The 16635-nt window shown below is 48.6% G+C and carries 13 protein-coding genes and 2 pseudogenes; 13 read left to right on the top strand and 2 right to left on the bottom strand.

Annotation, left to right across the window (positions count from 1 at the left end):
- Nucleotides 1–12: 12 nt before the first annotated feature.
- Nucleotides 13–441: a heme-binding protein gene (locus On2M_RS20925; protein ID WP_151217793.1), complete on the bottom strand. Its 429-nt coding sequence runs from the start codon at nucleotides 439–441 to the stop codon at nucleotides 13–15.
- A gap of 392 nt (nucleotides 442–833) precedes the next feature.
- Here On2M_RS20925 and On2M_RS20920 point away from each other — a divergent pair, with 392 nt between their 5' ends.
- From On2M_RS20920 to On2M_RS20895, 6 genes and pseudogenes are all read left to right on the top strand, one after another.
- Entirely contained in the window at nucleotides 834–2501 is a 1668-nt protein-coding gene (locus tag On2M_RS20920; protein WP_151217792.1) for a propanediol/glycerol family dehydratase large subunit, read from the top strand.
- Between the two features lie 11 nt (nucleotides 2502–2512).
- Nucleotides 2513–3097, top strand: a complete 585-nt coding sequence (locus tag On2M_RS20915) for a propanediol/glycerol family dehydratase medium subunit (protein WP_151217791.1) — start codon at nucleotides 2513–2515, stop codon at nucleotides 3095–3097.
- Nucleotides 3098–3099: 2 nt separating this feature from the next.
- Nucleotides 3100–3528 carry a diol dehydratase small subunit gene (locus tag On2M_RS20910; protein WP_151217790.1) on the top strand — a complete coding sequence of 143 codons (429 nt, stop codon included), beginning with the start codon at nucleotides 3100–3102 and terminating at the stop codon, nucleotides 3526–3528.
- Nucleotides 3529–3538: 10 nt separating this feature from the next.
- Complete coding sequence (locus On2M_RS20905; RefSeq protein ID WP_151217789.1) at nucleotides 3539–5350, top strand: diol dehydratase reactivase subunit alpha; 1812 nt, start codon at nucleotides 3539–3541, stop codon at nucleotides 5348–5350.
- A gap of 112 nt (nucleotides 5351–5462) precedes the next feature.
- Complete coding sequence (locus On2M_RS20900) at nucleotides 5463–5786, top strand: DUF1889 family protein (protein ID WP_001573898.1); 324 nt, start codon at nucleotides 5463–5465, stop codon at nucleotides 5784–5786.
- A gap of 109 nt (nucleotides 5787–5895) precedes the next feature.
- Nucleotides 5896–6226 (top strand): annotated as a pseudogene (locus tag On2M_RS20895) (phage tail sheath subtilisin-like domain-containing protein); the annotation flags it as partial.
- A 2-nt stretch (nucleotides 6227–6228) separates the two neighbouring features.
- Here On2M_RS20895 and On2M_RS24325 read toward each other — a convergent pair.
- Nucleotides 6229–6373: pseudogene (locus On2M_RS24325) on the bottom strand (IS3 family transposase); the annotation flags it as partial.
- A 389-nt stretch (nucleotides 6374–6762) separates the two neighbouring features.
- Here On2M_RS24325 and evgA point away from each other — a divergent pair.
- From evgA to On2M_RS20860, 7 genes are all read left to right on the top strand, one after another.
- Nucleotides 6763–7392 carry an acid-sensing system DNA-binding response regulator EvgA gene (gene evgA, locus On2M_RS20890; protein ID WP_151217788.1) on the top strand — a complete coding sequence of 210 codons (630 nt, stop codon included), beginning with the start codon at nucleotides 6763–6765 and terminating at the stop codon, nucleotides 7390–7392.
- A gap of 2 nt (nucleotides 7393–7394) precedes the next feature.
- Nucleotides 7395–10577 (top strand): transporter substrate-binding domain-containing protein, encoded by a 3183-nt coding sequence (locus On2M_RS20885; RefSeq protein WP_210905411.1) that lies wholly within the window; start codon nucleotides 7395–7397, stop codon nucleotides 10575–10577.
- A 457-nt stretch (nucleotides 10578–11034) separates the two neighbouring features.
- Nucleotides 11035–11553: a helix-turn-helix transcriptional regulator gene (locus On2M_RS20880; RefSeq protein ID WP_151217787.1), complete on the top strand. Its 519-nt coding sequence runs from the start codon at nucleotides 11035–11037 to the stop codon at nucleotides 11551–11553.
- A 104-nt stretch (nucleotides 11554–11657) separates the two neighbouring features.
- Complete coding sequence (locus tag On2M_RS20875) at nucleotides 11658–12176, top strand: fimbrial protein (protein WP_151217786.1); 519 nt, start codon at nucleotides 11658–11660, stop codon at nucleotides 12174–12176.
- Nucleotides 12177–12221: 45 nt separating this feature from the next.
- The gene (locus On2M_RS20870) at nucleotides 12222–12899 is read left to right on the top strand and encodes a molecular chaperone (RefSeq protein WP_210905410.1); all 678 of its coding nucleotides are present in this window, start codon (nucleotides 12222–12224) and stop codon (nucleotides 12897–12899) included.
- Between the two features lie 11 nt (nucleotides 12900–12910).
- Nucleotides 12911–15412 carry a fimbria/pilus outer membrane usher protein gene (locus On2M_RS20865; RefSeq protein WP_210905409.1) on the top strand — a complete coding sequence of 834 codons (2502 nt, stop codon included), beginning with the start codon at nucleotides 12911–12913 and terminating at the stop codon, nucleotides 15410–15412.
- Nucleotides 15413–15429: 17 nt separating this feature from the next.
- Nucleotides 15430–16443 carry a fimbrial protein gene (locus tag On2M_RS20860; RefSeq protein WP_210905408.1) on the top strand — a complete coding sequence of 338 codons (1014 nt, stop codon included), beginning with the start codon at nucleotides 15430–15432 and terminating at the stop codon, nucleotides 16441–16443.
- The last annotated feature ends 192 nt before the right edge of the window (nucleotides 16444–16635 follow it).

Raw genomic sequence — 16635 nt, 5'->3', positions numbered from 1 at the left:
CTTAGATTTAAATTATAATTCAGAGAAACAATTCAGTGCGGTTTCTGCTAATAATCTGTCTTGTTCGACGGTACCACCGCTTACGCCTACGGCACCGATTAATTTACCGTTTAATATGACGGGTAAGCCGCCGCCGAAAATAACAATGCGCTGTTGATTAGTAAGCTGCAAACCATACAGAGAAGCCCCCGGTTGTACTGCGTCGGTAATTTCATGGGTACCCTGTCGCAGGCAGCAGGCGGTATACGCTTTATTAAGAGAGATATCACAGCTGGTGACAAACGCATCGTCCATGCGTTGCATCAGCAGTGTGTTTCCGCCACGATCAACCACGGAAAAAACCACCGGAACGTTAATTTCAAGCGCTTTAGCCTCGACGGCCTGCGCCATTTTTTTTGCCGCCGCCAGCGTAATGGTGGCGATTTGTTGGCTCTTATTCACAGTCTCTCCTGAAAATGTTGTAGGGCTGAGGTCACGAAAAATATCGCGTAGCAGCTATTTTTATCATTGGCTTTACCTTATTTTCTCGCCGCACGTTATTAAGTCAATAGGGCGAAAATTCCAAAAATATTAAATTAAACTTCCCGGATTTGCGTTTATTGATAATGATCATTTAACCTCGTCACAATTTGATGTGGATATTCCTGAATTGCGTTTCAATATGAAACGATGCGTTTTTATCAGGTGCCAAATTGGAACGAAATTAATTTTATTTTTTTATTGTTCTGCTCATTTAGAGTTCGACCATTGCTGATGAAAGGCGAATGCCGGGTGTTGTGTCCCCGGCAATGCGGCCCGGCGTCCCTATTTTTTATCTTTTGAGTCAATAAATCATGAGAAGATCAAAACGATTCGAAGTGCTTGCGAAACGGCCTGTAAATCAGGATGGGCTGATTGGCGAATGGCCTGAAGAGGGGCTGATCGCCATGGAAAGCCCCTACGATCCTGCTTCATCGGTGAAGGTAGAATGTGGTCGTATTGTTGAGCTGGACGGTAAGAGCCGCGCCGAGTTCGACATGATCGACCGTTTCATTGCCGACTACGCCATTAACGTGGCTGAGGCCGAGCGCGCCATGCAGCTCGACGCGCTGGAGATCGCCAGAATGCTGGTGGATATCCACGTCAGTCGGGAAGAGATTATTGCCATTACCACCGCCATCACCCCGGCGAAAGCGGTGGAAGTGATGGCGCAAATGAACGTGGTGGAGATGATGATGGCGCTGCAAAAAATGCGCGCCAGACGCACCCCCTCCAATCAGTGTCACGTGACCAACCTGAAAGATAACCCGGTACAGATTGCCGCCGACGCCGCCGAAGCGGGGATCCGTGGTTTTTCCGAGCAGGAAACGACGGTCGGGATCGCCCGTTATGCGCCGTTTAACGCCCTGGCGCTGCTGGTGGGGTCTCAGTGCGGTCGCCCCGGCGTGCTGACGCAATGTTCCGTTGAAGAAGCCACGGAGCTGGAGCTGGGAATGCGCGGGCTGACCAGCTACGCCGAAACGGTGTCGGTCTATGGTACGGAGTCGGTATTTACCGATGGTGATGACACGCCGTGGTCAAAAGCGTTTCTCGCCTCAGCGTATGCATCGCGTGGCCTGAAGATGCGCTACACCTCCGGCACCGGTTCGGAAGCGCTGATGGGCTATTCCGAAAGTAAATCGATGCTGTACCTGGAGTCGCGCTGCATTTTTATCACCAAAGGCGCAGGCGTACAGGGGCTGCAAAACGGCGCGGTCAGCTGTATCGGCATGACTGGTGCAGTACCGTCAGGGATCCGCGCGGTGCTGGCGGAAAACCTGATAGCCTCAATGCTCGACCTTGAAGTGGCCTCCGCCAATGACCAGACCTTTTCCCATTCCGATATTCGCCGTACTGCCCGTACCCTGATGCAGATGCTGCCGGGCACCGACTTTATCTTCTCCGGTTATAGCGCGGTACCCAACTACGACAACATGTTTGCCGGATCGAACTTCGACGCTGAAGACTTCGATGATTACAACATTCTGCAACGCGATCTGATGGTTGACGGGGGCCTGCGACCGGTCACGGAAGAGGAAACCATCGCTATTCGCAATAAGGCCGCCCGTGCCATTCAGGCGGTGTTCCGCGAACTGGGCCTGCCGCTAATTAGTGATGAAGAGGTGGAGGCAGCCACTTACGCTCACGGCAGCAAAGATATGCCCGCACGCAATGTGGTGGAGGATCTGGCTGCTGTGGAACAGATGATGAAGCGCAATATCACCGGACTGGATATCGTCAGCGCGTTAAGTTGTAGCGGTTTCGAAGACATCGCCAGCAATATCCTCAACATGCTGAGGCAGCGCGTCACCGGTGATTACCTGCAAACGTCGGCCATTCTGGATCGCCAGTTCGACGTCGTCAGTGCCGTCAATGACATCAATGATTATCAGGGACCCGGCACCGGCTATCGTATTTCTGCCGAACGCTGGGCGGAAATTAAAAATATAGCGGGTGTGGTTCAGCCCAGCGCGATCGAATAAGGCGGTAGACAGTGGAATGCACAACTGAGCGTAAGCCGGTTTTTACCTTGCAGGTGAGCGAAGGCGAGGCGGCTAAAGCGGACGAACGCGTGGATGAAGTAGTGATTGGCGTCGGCCCGGCCTTTGATAAGTATCAGCATAAAACCCTTATTGAGATGCCGCACAAAGCGATTTTGAAAGAGCTGGTTGCTGGCATCGAAGAAGAGGGGTTACATGCGCGAGTAGTGAGGATCCTGCGCACCTCGGATGTTTCTTTTATGGCGTGGGATGCGGCAAATCTTAGTGGTTCTGGTATCGGGATTGGTATCCAGTCGAAAGGAACCACGGTGATTCATCAGCGCGATCTGCTGCCGTTGAGCAACCTGGAGCTGTTCTCTCAGGCTCCGCTACTGACGCTGGAAACGTATCGCCAGATTGGTAAAAACGCCGCGCGCTATGCACGTAAAGAGTCGCCCTCGCCGGTGCCGGTGGTGAATGACCAGATGGTGCGCCCTAAATTTATGGCTAAGGCCGCACTGTTTCATATCAAAGAAACCAAACACGTGGTGCAGGATGCTGCGCCCGTCACGCTGCATATTGCACTGGTAAGGGAATGACCATGAACGACAACATCATGACCGCGCAGGATTACCCATTAGCGACCCGCTGCCCGGAGAAAATTCAGACCCCCACCGGGAAACCGCTAACCGAGATTACCCTTGAGAATGTGCTGGCGGGCCGCGTAGGACCGCAGGATGTGCGTATTTCTCAGCAAACGCTGGAGTACCAGGCACAGATTGCCGAACAGATGCAGCGTCACGCCGTGGCGCGTAATTTCCGTCGTGCGGCAGAGCTGATTACCATCCCAGATGCCCGCATTCTGGAGATCTACAACGCGCTGCGCCCGTTTCGTTCTTCGTTTGCTGAGCTGCAGGCCATTGCCGATGAACTGGAATATACCTGGCATGCCACGGTGAACGCCGGGTTTGTTCGCGAGTCGGCAGAGGTGTATCAGCAGAGAAATAAGCTGCGTAAAGGCAGCCAATGACGGAGGGTGTATGCCGCTAATTGCAGGGATTGATATCGGCAACGCCACCACTGAAGTGGCGCTGGCGCAGCATGGCCGGTTTATCGCCAGCGGGATTGTCGCGACTACCGGCATGAAAGGGACGCGGGATAATATTGCAGGGGTGGTGGCCTCCCTGCAGCAGGCGCTGAATAACACGCCGTGGTCGCTTCAGGACGTGGCGAAAATCTGTATCAACGAGGCGGCACCGGTAATCGGCGATGTGGCGATGGAAACCATCACTGAAACCATTATTACCGAATCAACGATGATTGGGCATAACCCGCAAACGCCCGGCGGTATTGGTGTGGGAATAGGAACCACCATCACAGTGGAGAAGCTGGCGGCGGTGAGTGAAGATCATTTTGCTCAAGGCTGGATCCCGCTGGTAGGCGAGGAGATGGATTTTCTCGAGGCGGTTTGGCTTATCAATGAGGCACTGGATCGCGGTGTCAATGTGGTGGCGGCAATCCTGAAAAAAGATGATGGTGTACTGGTGAACAATCGTCTGCGCCGGACCATGCCAGTGGTAGATGAAGTTACCCTGATTGAGAAGGTGCCGGAAGGCGTGTTGGCGGCGGTGGAAGTGGCGGCCCCGGGGCAGGTGGTGCGGGTGCTGTCGAACCCTTACGGCATTGCGACCTTCTTTGCCCTAACGCCCGAGGAAACGCAAGCTATCGTCCCCATCGCCAGAGCGCTGATTGGCAACCGTTCTGCCGTGGTGCTGAAAACGCCGCAGGGCGATGTGTGTTCAAGAGTGATCCCGGCGGGCAAGATCGTTATCCGTGGCGAAAAGCGCGGCGGTGAAGCCGACGTTGCGCATGGCGCGCGGGCCATTATGCAGGTGGTAAGCGCCTGTGCGCCCGTGTGTGATATTCGCGGTGAAGCTGGTACGCACGCAGGTGGCATGCTGGAGCGGGTGCGTAAGGTGATGGCCTCACTGACCGGTCATGACATGAACACGGTGCACATTCAGGATCTGTTGGCGGTAGATACATTCATTCCGCGCAAGGTTCAGGGCGGTATTGCCGGGGAGTGTTCAATGGAGAACGCCGTTGGCATTGCGGCGATGGTGAAATCCGATCGCTTACAGATGCAGGCCATCGCCAGTGAGCTGAGCGCCCGGCTAAATACCCCGGTTGAAGTCGGTGGCGTAGAGGCCAACATGGCCATAGCCGGAGCGTTAACCACGCCCGGTTGTGCTGCACCGCTGGCGATCCTCGATCTGGGCGCAGGATCTACCGATGCCGCCATTATCAATAGCGACGGTGCAGTGAAAGCGGTTCATCTGGCCGGTGCGGGAAATATGGTTAGCCTGTTGATTCAAACAGAGCTGGGCTTAAGCGATCCGTTTTTGGCAGAGGAAATTAAAAAATACCCGTTGGCAAAAGTGGAGAGTCTGTTCAGCATTCGCCATGAGAACGGCGTGGTGGAGTTTTTTCGCGAGCCGCTCAGCCCGTCGGTGTTTGCCAAAGTGGTGTATCTGAAAGACGGGGAGCTGATCCCGGTAGATAACCAAATCTCGCTGGAAAAAATTCGGCTGGTGCGCCGACAGGCTAAAGAGAAGGTTTTTGTGACCAACTGCCTGCGTGCGTTACGCCAGGTATCTCCCGGTGGAACCATTCGCGATATCTCTTTCGTGGTGCTGGTAGGCGGTTCCTCGTTGGATTTCGAAATCCCACAGATGATAACCGACGCGCTGGCGCATTACGGGGTTGTCGCCGGACAGGGCAACATCCGTGGTACTGAAGGGCCGCGTAATGCGGTGGCGACCGGGCTGGTTTTGGCTGGAATGGCGAATTAATCGCGCAGAAAACAGTCGCGCAAGCGTTTAGCTGCGGGGTAAATCAAATAAAGGTGATGTTCTCTTTGATATCCCGGCGGAGTTGGGTACATAGTATGAATGTGTCTCTCACGTGGTTAATTTTAAGGATAAGAGCATGCCAACAGCAATTGAGAAAGCATTGGATTTTATTGGTGGTATGAACACTTCGGCGTCAGTACCCCATTCAATGGATGAAAGTACCGCTAAGGGAATCTTAAAGTATTTGCATGACTTAGGTGTGCCAGCGAGTCCGGAAGTAGTGATGGCACGGGGTGAGCAGGAGGGATGGAATCCCGAGTTCACGAAAAAAGTAGCCGGATGGGCAGAAAAAGTCGCCTCCGGTAACCGCATCCTTATCAAGAACCCAGAGTATTTTTCAACCTATATGCAGGAGCAGCTCAAAGAACTGGTGTGAGCTGACTATAGGATCAAACTCTAACGGACGTTTCCATCTCTGATGGCAGCGTCCTAATGGCGTGCCAGCGATATAGGCTGGCGCAGCGTATGATATAACCTTATTCCCCGCATGGGGCTGTAAGATCATTTCCGAAGCGATGGCTTATCGCGAGAATTTCAGTCAGCGTGAGCTGATGGTCATCTGGCCTGATTTACTTTCATTGGATACCACTGTGAACGCTATTTCGACGGCCACGCTACCGCGTTTGCACCAGGGCTGCGTGCTTACATCGACCAGACTGCCAGTTGGCACAAAACCAATCTAACGTCGGTGTACAGGGCGTCACCGGCATCAATGTCTCAGTCTTTCGGGACTTGCAGGCATCCGGCACTGATGCCGACCTGATCTACCTGGTCGGGGTCACGACACTGGTGAGCAAGGATGGCTTCAACTTCTTCTAGAGTCGGCGGATCTCGGCCTGAGCATCTGACAGTTCTTTATTGGTGGATGAGTCCGGCCGTACTCCTTTATCCTCGCGTACAGACTGTGTGGCAATATTGAGACGTTTTGCTCACGCTAAAAACGGAATCGCCACGCTAAACAATCTGTTTGGCTGTTTCAACTTTACACTCTTCGGGATACCCCTTACCGCTGGGTAACCCTCTTTAAGTCCTCAGAAATGACGCTAAGATCTTTGTTAAATCCGAAGCTATTCATACCTCTAAACTGGTACAGAAACCTGATTAAAGGTTGCCATAAAGAACTATCTTCTGGCAAATCGTAAAACTCAGGTCGCACGATGATAATGGTCGGATACAACTAAATAAATCAGAAATCAAAACGGGAAAAATGCTCGAACAATAACGTGTTTTAGTTGATCGCTATAATGTGAGCTGGTACAAAAAAACTTTTAATTTTTAAATCAGTCTGAAGTATTGTTAGGTTATCATCCTGAGTATGTTTCCTTCCACGAATTACAGCTTTCAGGTAGCCTATGAATGAGTCTCGGTCCCCTACCGCCGTTATTGTGGATGACCATCCCTTGGCTCGCATGGCCATACGCGGCATGTTGGAAAAACAGCACATTACCATTATCAAAGAATTTGAGAACGGAGCGGAAGCCCTAAAGGAGTTGACGAAAACAGCTGTCGATATCGTCGTTGTGGATGTCGAAATTCCTGGCATAAATGGCGTTGAGCTGGTGGAGAAACTCAGGGCACAATGTTTTACTGGTGTGTTAATCGTAGTATCAGCAAAAAATGATCGCTATTACAGTAAACGCTGCGCGCAGGCTGGCGCGAATGCTTTTATTAGTAAAAAGCAAGATATGGAAAATATTCTCGCAGCGATTAATGCGGCGAAAAATGGTTATATCTACTTTCCCTTTTTCATGGAGGAACCGTCGGTAGAACTAACGGATAATCAGCGTCTTGAATCTCTCTCCGCGCAGGAGATGAAAGTAATGAGCTATATGCTAAGCGGCCTTGATAATACGCAGATTGGCGAAGCGATGTATATAAGCAGCAAAACGGTAAGTACCTATAAAACTAGATTAATGGAAAAATTAGGCTGTAAATCACTAGTCGAACTACTCTCTTTTGCTCATCAGAATAAGCTGACCTGAAGATGGAACTGCGTCTTGTACTTCTCCTGCTCCTCTGGGTTTTCAGCGGATGTGCTGCTTATGCTCAGGATGGCTCCCCCACTGAGCTAGAGCTGTCGGGATATAGTTACATTACTCCGGTGCCTGTGTACTTGAGTGAGGATAACAAGCGCTGGCTGTTGCAAAAAAGAGCGCTACGCATTGGAGTTTATCAACCTGAGCAGGCTCCGTTGGTGCAAACCACGCTCAGTGGGCGCTACAGGGGAATGAACGCTGACTATCTGACGCTAATCCATAATTCGCTAAATGTCCGTATCGCTGTACTGAGCTATAAAAATCGCGCTGATGCAATTCGCGCGCTACGTGCGGGCGAGATTGATACGGTATTGACTGGTCTTGATACGTTTCCTTTCGCTGAGGAGGGCATTCAGCTCTCGGAGACACTAGTACATTCCTGGCCCGTGCTGGTGACTTCGCTCTCTAACGTTATGGGTCCCTTGCATAGTCCGCAGAGTGCTCGTATTGCGGTTGTTGAGGGCTATCCTGGCGCTGATTTCATTCATGAGGTATTTCCGAATGCCGAAATAGCCAATTACGCCAGCTATCAGGAGGCGCTGAACTCCATTATTACCGGGCAGAATCGATGGTTTATGGGTGATTCGCTAACTACTAGCACTTGGCTTTCCCAAGAGTTCAGCCTGGCTTTGAGCGCGGTTAAATATTGGCCTTCACCACAAAAAATGAGCCATTTTTTATTCTTACCGGGACAAGAGCGTTTACTGAGCATCATTAATAGCACCATCAATGCAATCGATGAAAATCAGCATGGACAAATAGCGCAGTCGATGATCGACAAAGGTAACCTCTCTTTTTTACTTCAACCACTCAATCTGACGCCTCGTGAAAAACAGTGGCTAAAAACAAACAAAACGCTACGGGTAATTATTAATCCGTGGTTTGCGCCTTACACCATGGCCGACAATAATCAGGAAGTTCGGGGGATTGTAGGGGATATTCTTAATCTGATTAGTCTGCAAACTGGCCTGCAGTACGAAACGGTTGTCGTAAACTCGCGTGAAGATATGCTTTCAGAGATGAAAAAGGGCAACTGGCATATTGTACAGGCAGCCACCTTTGATTTGAGCCTCCAAAACACCCTCTCTTTCACTCATCCCTTTATTACCACCCAGTTTGTTACCGTTGTCAGAAAAGAGGATGCCCAGGCGATAGCGCTAAAGGCAGGAGCGCACGTGGCGATAAGCATCGATCATCCGTTACTGATGCAGATGAAAGCCCGTCATCCGGATATCTATTGGCAAGAAGTAGAAAACTCCAGTGTGGCATTAAATCTTGTTGCAACGGGAAAAGTTGACGCGGCGATTTCTAATCAGCTGACCGCTCGTTATCTCACTGAACATTATTATCCCGATCGGCTGACATGGCTCCCGTTGCCAGAGGTGCAACCGGCAGCAATCAGTTTTGCTGTACCGCGCTCAGAACCTGAATTAAGGCAGATCCTTGATAAGGCCTTGGATGATATCCCCCAGAAGGAAATTTTACAGATTGTCGGTAAATGGGTACGTCTGCCGGACGTCCAAATAGATACCTGGGAGTTGTATAACCGACCCTTCTATCTGGTAGCAACTCTCGCGACCCTTCTTGTCGTGAGTACCTTCCTCTGGGTGCTCTACCTGGCACGGCAGGTGCGTAGAAGAAAAGAGTCGCAGCGTTTACTGGAGAAGGAAAAGACCAAAGCACAGAAAGCTAATGAAGAGAAACGAGCCTTCCTCTCTCATATGAGCCATGAGATTCGCACCCCAGTAAGTGCCATTGTGGGATTTCTGGAACTGTTACAAAACTCAACGACAAACTTCAGTCATGAAGATAAAACTTCTATCGATCATGCAGTTACAGCTTCGCGATCGCTGTTGAAACTGATTGGTGAGATCCTCGATCTGGAGAAGATAGAATCCGGTTTGCAGGAGGTGATGCCGAAGTGGGTGCATGTTGATGCGATGATCAAAGAAAAAGTATTACTTTTTACCGCGCTTGCCGCGCAGAAAGGGATAGCGCTGGGCTATGACTCGCATCTGGAGCCAAAAGAAGCCATGCAGCTAGATCCACAGATGTTGGAACAGGTGCTGATGAATCTTATCGGCAATGCGGTGAAATTTACACGTCATGGAGAAGTTCAGGTCTCAGCGAAGAGACTGAATCACGCGCTGGTAATTTCCGTGAATGACACGGGGCCCGGTATCAGTAGCGAAGAACAAAAGTCGCTTTTTATGCCGTTCAGTCAGGGGAAAATGGGGGAGATTCATCACGGGTCAGGGCTAGGATTGGCTATTGCAAAGGCATTGATGAACCAGATGGGGGGCACGATAGATTTGCAAAGTGAAGTTAATCAGGGGACCAGAGTGACGCTGAATTTGCCAGTACAAATTTCGTATGATGCACTCACTGACGTCGTTGAAACCGAGTCACCACCACCTCCTGTTATTGGCAAGACACTGCGGGTATTAATTGCCGACGATCACCCTTCCAGTCGTCTACTGTTAAAACGTCAGCTAGCCTCCCTGGAAATTGCTGCGGATGAAGCGGAAAACGGCGAAGAGGCATTACGTTATCTTCAGCAGGACCGTTACGATTTATTGATTACCGACCTTAACATGCCCGTGATGGATGGTATTGCACTTACTCGCGAGGTGAGACGATTTGATAGTGATCTTCCTATCTGGGGTCTGACCGCTACAGCGCAGCAGCATGAGCGTGAACGCTGTCTTGCGGCAGGAATGACCGATTGTCTATTTAAGCCAATTACCCTCGCGCAGCTCACTCGTCTGTTAGCCGGAGTAAGCCAGACGAACGAATTAATGTTCGATGAGAAGCGGTTGGCGGTACTAGCACAAAACAATCGGGTGCTTATGCTCGCTGCGCTGCATGATGCGCAACGGGAAAATCGACACGATTTAGAAGCAGCCAGAACAGCCGCATTTGACGAGGACTATCCATCGGTGAAATATCATATTCATCGCCTTAACGGTACTGCCCAATTGCTGGGCATTAATGAAGTCATCACTGTTGCTCAAATGCTGGAAGAACGATTGCCTGATGCTATTACTGCGGCGGAACTGTTCGACTCTTTGAACCGAATCGAAAGCTCGCTCAATAATCTGGAACAATCCATAGAAAAATTTCAACAATAGCCCTTTTCCTACGTATGTAGGCGCTTGCTGACAGAATAATAAGCTCTCGCCAATGTTGCTCCACTGTTAACCAGGTAAAATTAGCCCTGTTCCGGTGAAGTATCTTTTGTTAAGTGACAATAGAATATTCCCTAAGAAAAATCCAATTCGATGGTTATTACAAGTTCTGGCTATCAAACAACTATAGATCATTAAGTTGCGCCTATGTTTCATGGTAGTTTTAAATGCTATAACTTAATTTTTAACTGGTGTTTTTATTTGTAATCTATGGTTTCTAATGGATTAATTATCTTTGAAAGGTGAAAAAATAGTAGAAACGATCGTTTTTTATTCCCAGCTCGAAATCCATTACTTTTGTGCTGCTATAAACATATAATTTCTGTAAATCTCACAATGAAACATGAGAGGGATTACTGACGCTAAATAATAAAGAGGATTATGCCTGGAAGGTAAATTTATGGATTTGTCAGGTTCCATTTTTTCTGATGATTATTTTTTTATTGTCGGCATGAGTGAATTGTTAACTCCAGAGTTAATTGATGAAAATTATTGTATCATAGACATTGAAACAATATGCATATCAGAGGTGCGTAAGAACATAACTCCGGGGAAAAAAGTTATTATTTTTATCAGTAACGTTCTTGACTACTATGCTTTAAAGCATATGTCAGACTTTGTTTTTATTGATAAAAAGTGCCGGCTGAATGAAATTCTCTCCTGTTTGTTGGTAAAGAGTTCACAATATAATTACAGAATGAAATACTCACTTTCTCAGCGTGAGGAAGAAGTGCTCTATTGTATGCAAAAAGGGCTGGATGTTAAAGAGATTAGCCAGCGACTAGGAATGACAAGAAAAACATTTTATGCACATCGCCGCAGTCTGATTTTTAAACTACAGCAAGGTAATCGTGTTGTGCTGTATCAGAATATCGCGCGCACTGAGCTCTATACGCAGAATACTCATGAATATGAGTGACTAGTATATTTTATTAACTGTTGTTTTATGAATGTAAGGTTAACATTAATTTTTAAAGCTTCACATTTATTTTTTCAATTTAACTAACCATATGGAATTTATATATGAAAAAGATTGCACTGATTTCTGCTCTTGTGTCTCTATCCATTTCTCAGGTTGCAAATGCTGCTGATGGGGTAATTAACTTTACCGGTAATATCACGGGTACGGCATGCGTGGTTGATGCAACATCTATCGCTCAACCAGTTGAGCTCGGCACAATTTCAACCGCAGCCTTTGCCGGAGGTAATAGCACTACGGCAGCGGCGAAACGTTTTAACATTGTGCTGAAATCCTGCCCGGCCAGTATTTCGAGCGCCAGCATTCGCTTTGATGGCACGACCAACACCGCTAATCCTTCCATTCTGGCGCTGACCAACGGGCAAACTGCAACTAACGTTGGGGTAGCCATCTATGAGCAGGACAGTACGACGCTGATTCCGGTTGGTTCTCCCTCAGCAAGGGTGAATCTGTTGGAAGATGTTAATAACACACTGACTTACTTTGCTAAATATATGGCAACGGGAGTTGTTGGTGCTGGAACCGCAAACTCTTCGACATCATTTACCGTGACTTACCAGTAAAAGTAGGGCCATTTGTGGCCCTTGTTATTCTCTCAGGATTTCTTCATGTTACAGGAAATATTTAAAAAAATCGCCGTGAGTTTATTACTTATCTCTACGGCGGCAATTAGTGGTGTGGAAATAGGTGGCACGCGACTTGTTTATAATAGTGGCGATAGTCAATCAGCAATCAGCGTGAGAAACCCGGACAATACACCATATCTAATTCAGTCATGGGTAAGTAACAATGAAAATAGTGACGATGGTGACAGTCCATTTATTACCACTCCGCCTTTATTTAAACTAAATCCCAATACCCAGAATTCGGTTCGCGTCATGTTAATTGATAATTCTGTGCCTCAGGATCGGGAAAGCATATATTGGCTAAATATTAAATCAATACCGTCATCATCGGCGGATGCTAAAAACGAGTTGCTGATAGCAGTAAAAAGCAAAATGAAGGTTTTTTATCGCCCTGCGGGCCTAAAAGGAGATCCTTCACTGGCATATCAACAGCTAATTTTTTCAGTCGCTGATGGGAAACTGAATGTGCATAATCCGTCACCTTATAGTGTGTCGCTTTATGATGTAAAAGTAAATGGAAAAGAATTATCTAAACCTCCAATGGTTTTACCATTTCAAACCTTATCGCTATCTCAGTCGGCGTTAACTGGTGGTGAAATATCATGGCGTGCGATCAATGATTTCGGAGGCATCACGGCTGAGCATACATTTAATTTTTAGGTTTATCATCCATGTCTCAGGTCAATGTGGTGTCAGGTTTTGCGAAATTAACCAAGTTATCTTTACTTGTTTTTTTATGTTTACGCGTTCAAACAGGGTTGGCTGAGGATTATTTTTCACCAGACTTTATTGAAACTCACGGGAATATCCCACGAGACATTGATATCTCCCGTTTTAGCAAAACCAACGGGCAGGTTCCCGGAGTCTACCATGTAGAAATTTATCTTAATGGTAGCTATGTGGAAACACGCGATATCTCATTCATCTGGAATGAAAGTGCCTTATCACCGACTCTGAAACGGGAGGATTTTTCGCGCTGGGGGGTTAAACCCAACGCACAGCCCGGCTGGATGGATATGGATGAACTGGCGACGATCAACAATATCAGCGAGCTCCTGCCGGGGAGTCTAATCCATTTTCAGTTCGATGGCATGCGGCTTGAAATCTCGGTTCCGCAGGAATATCTGCGGCGAGATCCTCAGGGTTCCGTATCGCCGGAGCAATGGGATGACGGGTTGAATATGCTGTTTGTAAATTACAACTTTTCAGCTGCGAATAACCGTGGCGATGCCGAATCGCACAACGACAGTTATTTAAATCTGCGTAGCGGTATCAATGCAGGTCCCTGGCGGCTGCGAAATTATTCAACTTATAACAACAGCAATGGAATAAGCCGCTGGAACACAATTAGCACCTCGCTTGAGCGGGATATTAAGGTGCTGAAAAGCCAATTTAGCGCTGGCGATGGTTATACCCAGGCAGGGGTCTTCGACAGCGTGAATTTCCGTGGTGTGCAGCTTTATTCAGATGACTCTATGCTGCCGGAAAGCGTCCGCGGTTTTGCACCTGTGGTTCGCGGTATCGCGCAGAGCAACGCTCAGGTGACCATACGTCAGGGCGGGAATATTATCTGGCAGTCATATGTTCCCCCGGGACCTTTTATGATCGACGATCTTTATCCCACCGCCGCCAGCGGCGACCTCGACGTCTCGATTCGTGAAGCGGACGGCTCAGTGCATCAGTTTATCCAGCCATTTTCTGCGGTACCGGTGATGCAGCGCGAAGGTCAATTCAAGTATGCGCTGGCAGCGGGGAAATATCGCGCGGCAAGCTACCAGGATAAGGAACCGATATTCCTGCAAAGCACCTTAGGCTATGGCTTGCCTTGGGATACAACGGTGTATGGCGGGATGATCGTTTCTGAAGATTACTGGTCCGGCGCATTAGGTATAGGTAAGGGGTTTGGGGATATTGGTTCGTTCTCTTTTGACACCACGTTTGCTCGTTCGCAGCTACCTGAAAAGACGCAAAATGGTGTGTCGTTACGCGCGCAGTATGCCAAAGATTTCGCCACGACGGGAACATCTTTGAATTTGACCGGATATCGTTATTCTTCATCGGGCTTTCGCGATTTTCAGGAAGCAAACGGCGATGTGAATCCGTTTCGTATTACAAGCGATGAGATGCAGCTTGATGACAATTGGCGCTATCAGCGAAATAAACGCAGTAAGGCCCAGATAACACTGAATCAACGGCTTAGCGACTGGGGCAACCTGAATCTCTCAGCCTGGCAGCAGGATTACTGGGGAGGCGATAGCGAGCGTAGCGTTAACGTGGGATACAACACCAGCGTTAACAATATTAATTACGGCCTGAACTACAGCTACTCAAAGGGGCCATGGCGCAACGACAATGATCATATCGTCGCTTTTACGATGCAGATCCCGCTATCACGTTTTTTGCCAAACAGCTGGATGACCGTTACTGCTAACGGCAATAAAAAAGGCGATAGCGTTTCACAGATGGGATTATCCGGTACTGCGCTGGAAGATAACAAACTGAGCTGGAACGTGCAGCAAGGCTATAACAGTAAAGGTTCCGACACGATGGGTAGCGCTTCCGCCAATTATAAAGGCAACCACGGGGAATATCAGCTGGGCTACAGCTATTCCCGTGATAACCGCCAGTTTTCCGTTGGCGCGATGGGCGGGCTAGTGGCTCATCCATATGGCATCGCCGCGACTCAGCCTCTTGGCGAGACCCTGGCGCTGGTGAAAGCAGATAACGCTGCCGGAGTGAAAGTGGCAAACAATAGTGGTATTTACACCGACAGTAAAGGTTTTGCGGTGGTGCCGTACGTTACACCATATCGACAGAACAGCCTGTCGCTTGATACCGCCACGCTGAATAACAATACCGATGTGCTCAATGATACGCGAACGGTAGTACCAACAAAAGGTGCTTTGGCCCTGGCAGATTATCCTACTGTAACGGGTTACAAAGTTTTGCTGCAATTGACTGGAAGTGAAATCCCGTTCGGGGCGACGGCCATTATTAAAAATCGCAATAACGTGGCGAACGGCATTGTGGACGATCATAAACGGGTCTGGCTAAACGGCGCACCAGAAAAAGGTACCGTTGAGGTTCGCTGGGCTGGCGAAAGCTGCCGTGCGACTTATCAGATAACACAGCTCTCTGACAAAACGCACAACGTTACTGCGCTATGTCATTGAACCGGAGTGAAAGAAAAATGAAACTTATATTAAATATCCTGATTTGCGCTGCGCTGGGGATGTTTTCTCGTACGGTCCTTGCTTGGGATTGCACAACAACAACACCGTCAACTACTGTCTCACCACAGAATATTACGATTTCGCGCAATCTTCCCGTAGGTGCGGTTATCGGGACACAGCTTGTGACACCGACGATCAACTCGTTTAGTTGTTTCAATTCGGATCAGGGTTTGATCTCTAGTCAGGTTTTCGGCGTCATGGCGAACGGCACATTTGATTCGATGGTGAACGGCCGGCGAGTGTATAAAACCAATGTCGACGGTATTGGTTATTCCATCTCGGGTTCCACGACAATATGTGCTGGCGGCAGCGCCTCAGTCACCGGAAGTAATACTATTCGGGGCGATGTCAATACCGCTAAGCTCTGTGAGAACACCAGTGGAATGGTCAACCCGACATTGAGTGGCGCCGTGACAGTAACGTTTTATAAAACGGCAACGGAAACGGGGTCCGGAACGATAACCGCAAGAACGGTAGGTGCACTGGTTTTGCTGAATAACGCGTTGCTGTGGCAATCACCTCAAGCGAATGTCAGTATCAATGCGTTCACGGTGACTACCCCTGCCTGTAATTTAACCACGACATCAATACCTGTTGATATGAAAGAGGTAGATAAAAAGGCATTTAGCGGCAAAGGATCCACGCCCGGCGATACCTACACACAATCGTTCATCCTGCCGATGACCTGCAATGCCGGAACAAAAGTTAGCGTGAAAATGGAAGGGAGTATTTTTGATGCTAGCAGAGGAGTAATCAATACTGCCGGTGGCAATAACGCAGCGACTGGCGTGGGGATTCAGCTGCTTTATAACAATTTGCCGATGGCGTTGGGTTCCGATATCTCCGTTGGAACTTCCTCAACTGGCGGCAGTTTCAGCGTGCCGCTCAAGGCGCGCTATTATCAGACCGGGGATACGATCACTACAGGCACCGCTAACGGCGTGCTGTCATTTACCATGACGTATCAATAGCGATATTAACGCCAGAGGAAAGTTGGTACCTCATGCTAACCCTGTCGAAAATTCGCATAAGATAAGCAGTGGCTTATTATTACTTACGTCTTTGCCTACAGATTTAATTGTCCTATGACAATTACAGATAGCTGGATGTTGTTCATTACTTATTAAATAAATTTATTTACGACTTCCATTTTGAATGAAATC

The sequence above is a fragment of the Citrobacter sp. On2M genome (assembly GCF_018035235.1).
GTDB lineage: Bacteria > Pseudomonadota > Gammaproteobacteria > Enterobacterales > Enterobacteriaceae > Citrobacter > Citrobacter meridianamericanus.
Note: the sequence above shows the minus strand (reverse complement) of the source record. Positions and strands in the feature narration are given on the sequence as shown.

Coding starts and splice junctions, on each gene's coding strand:
- On2M_RS20870 (WP_210905410.1), top strand. CDS start 12,222: ATGTTACAGGAAATATTTAAAAAAATCGCCGTGAGTTTATTACTTATC.
- On2M_RS20885 (WP_210905411.1), top strand. CDS start 7,395: ATGGAACTGCGTCTTGTACTTCTCCTGCTCCTCTGGGTTTTCAGCGGA.
- On2M_RS20865 (WP_210905409.1), top strand. CDS start 12,911: ATGTCTCAGGTCAATGTGGTGTCAGGTTTTGCGAAATTAACCAAGTTA.
- evgA (WP_151217788.1), top strand. CDS start 6,763: ATGAATGAGTCTCGGTCCCCTACCGCCGTTATTGTGGATGACCATCCC.
- On2M_RS20910 (WP_151217790.1), top strand. CDS start 3,100: ATGAACGACAACATCATGACCGCGCAGGATTACCCATTAGCGACCCGC.
- On2M_RS20905 (WP_151217789.1), top strand. CDS start 3,539: ATGCCGCTAATTGCAGGGATTGATATCGGCAACGCCACCACTGAAGTG.
- On2M_RS20860 (WP_210905408.1), top strand. CDS start 15,430: ATGAAACTTATATTAAATATCCTGATTTGCGCTGCGCTGGGGATGTTT.
- On2M_RS20875 (WP_151217786.1), top strand. CDS start 11,658: ATGAAAAAGATTGCACTGATTTCTGCTCTTGTGTCTCTATCCATTTCT.
- On2M_RS20880 (WP_151217787.1), top strand. CDS start 11,035: ATGGATTTGTCAGGTTCCATTTTTTCTGATGATTATTTTTTTATTGTC.
- On2M_RS20920 (WP_151217792.1), top strand. CDS start 834: ATGAGAAGATCAAAACGATTCGAAGTGCTTGCGAAACGGCCTGTAAAT.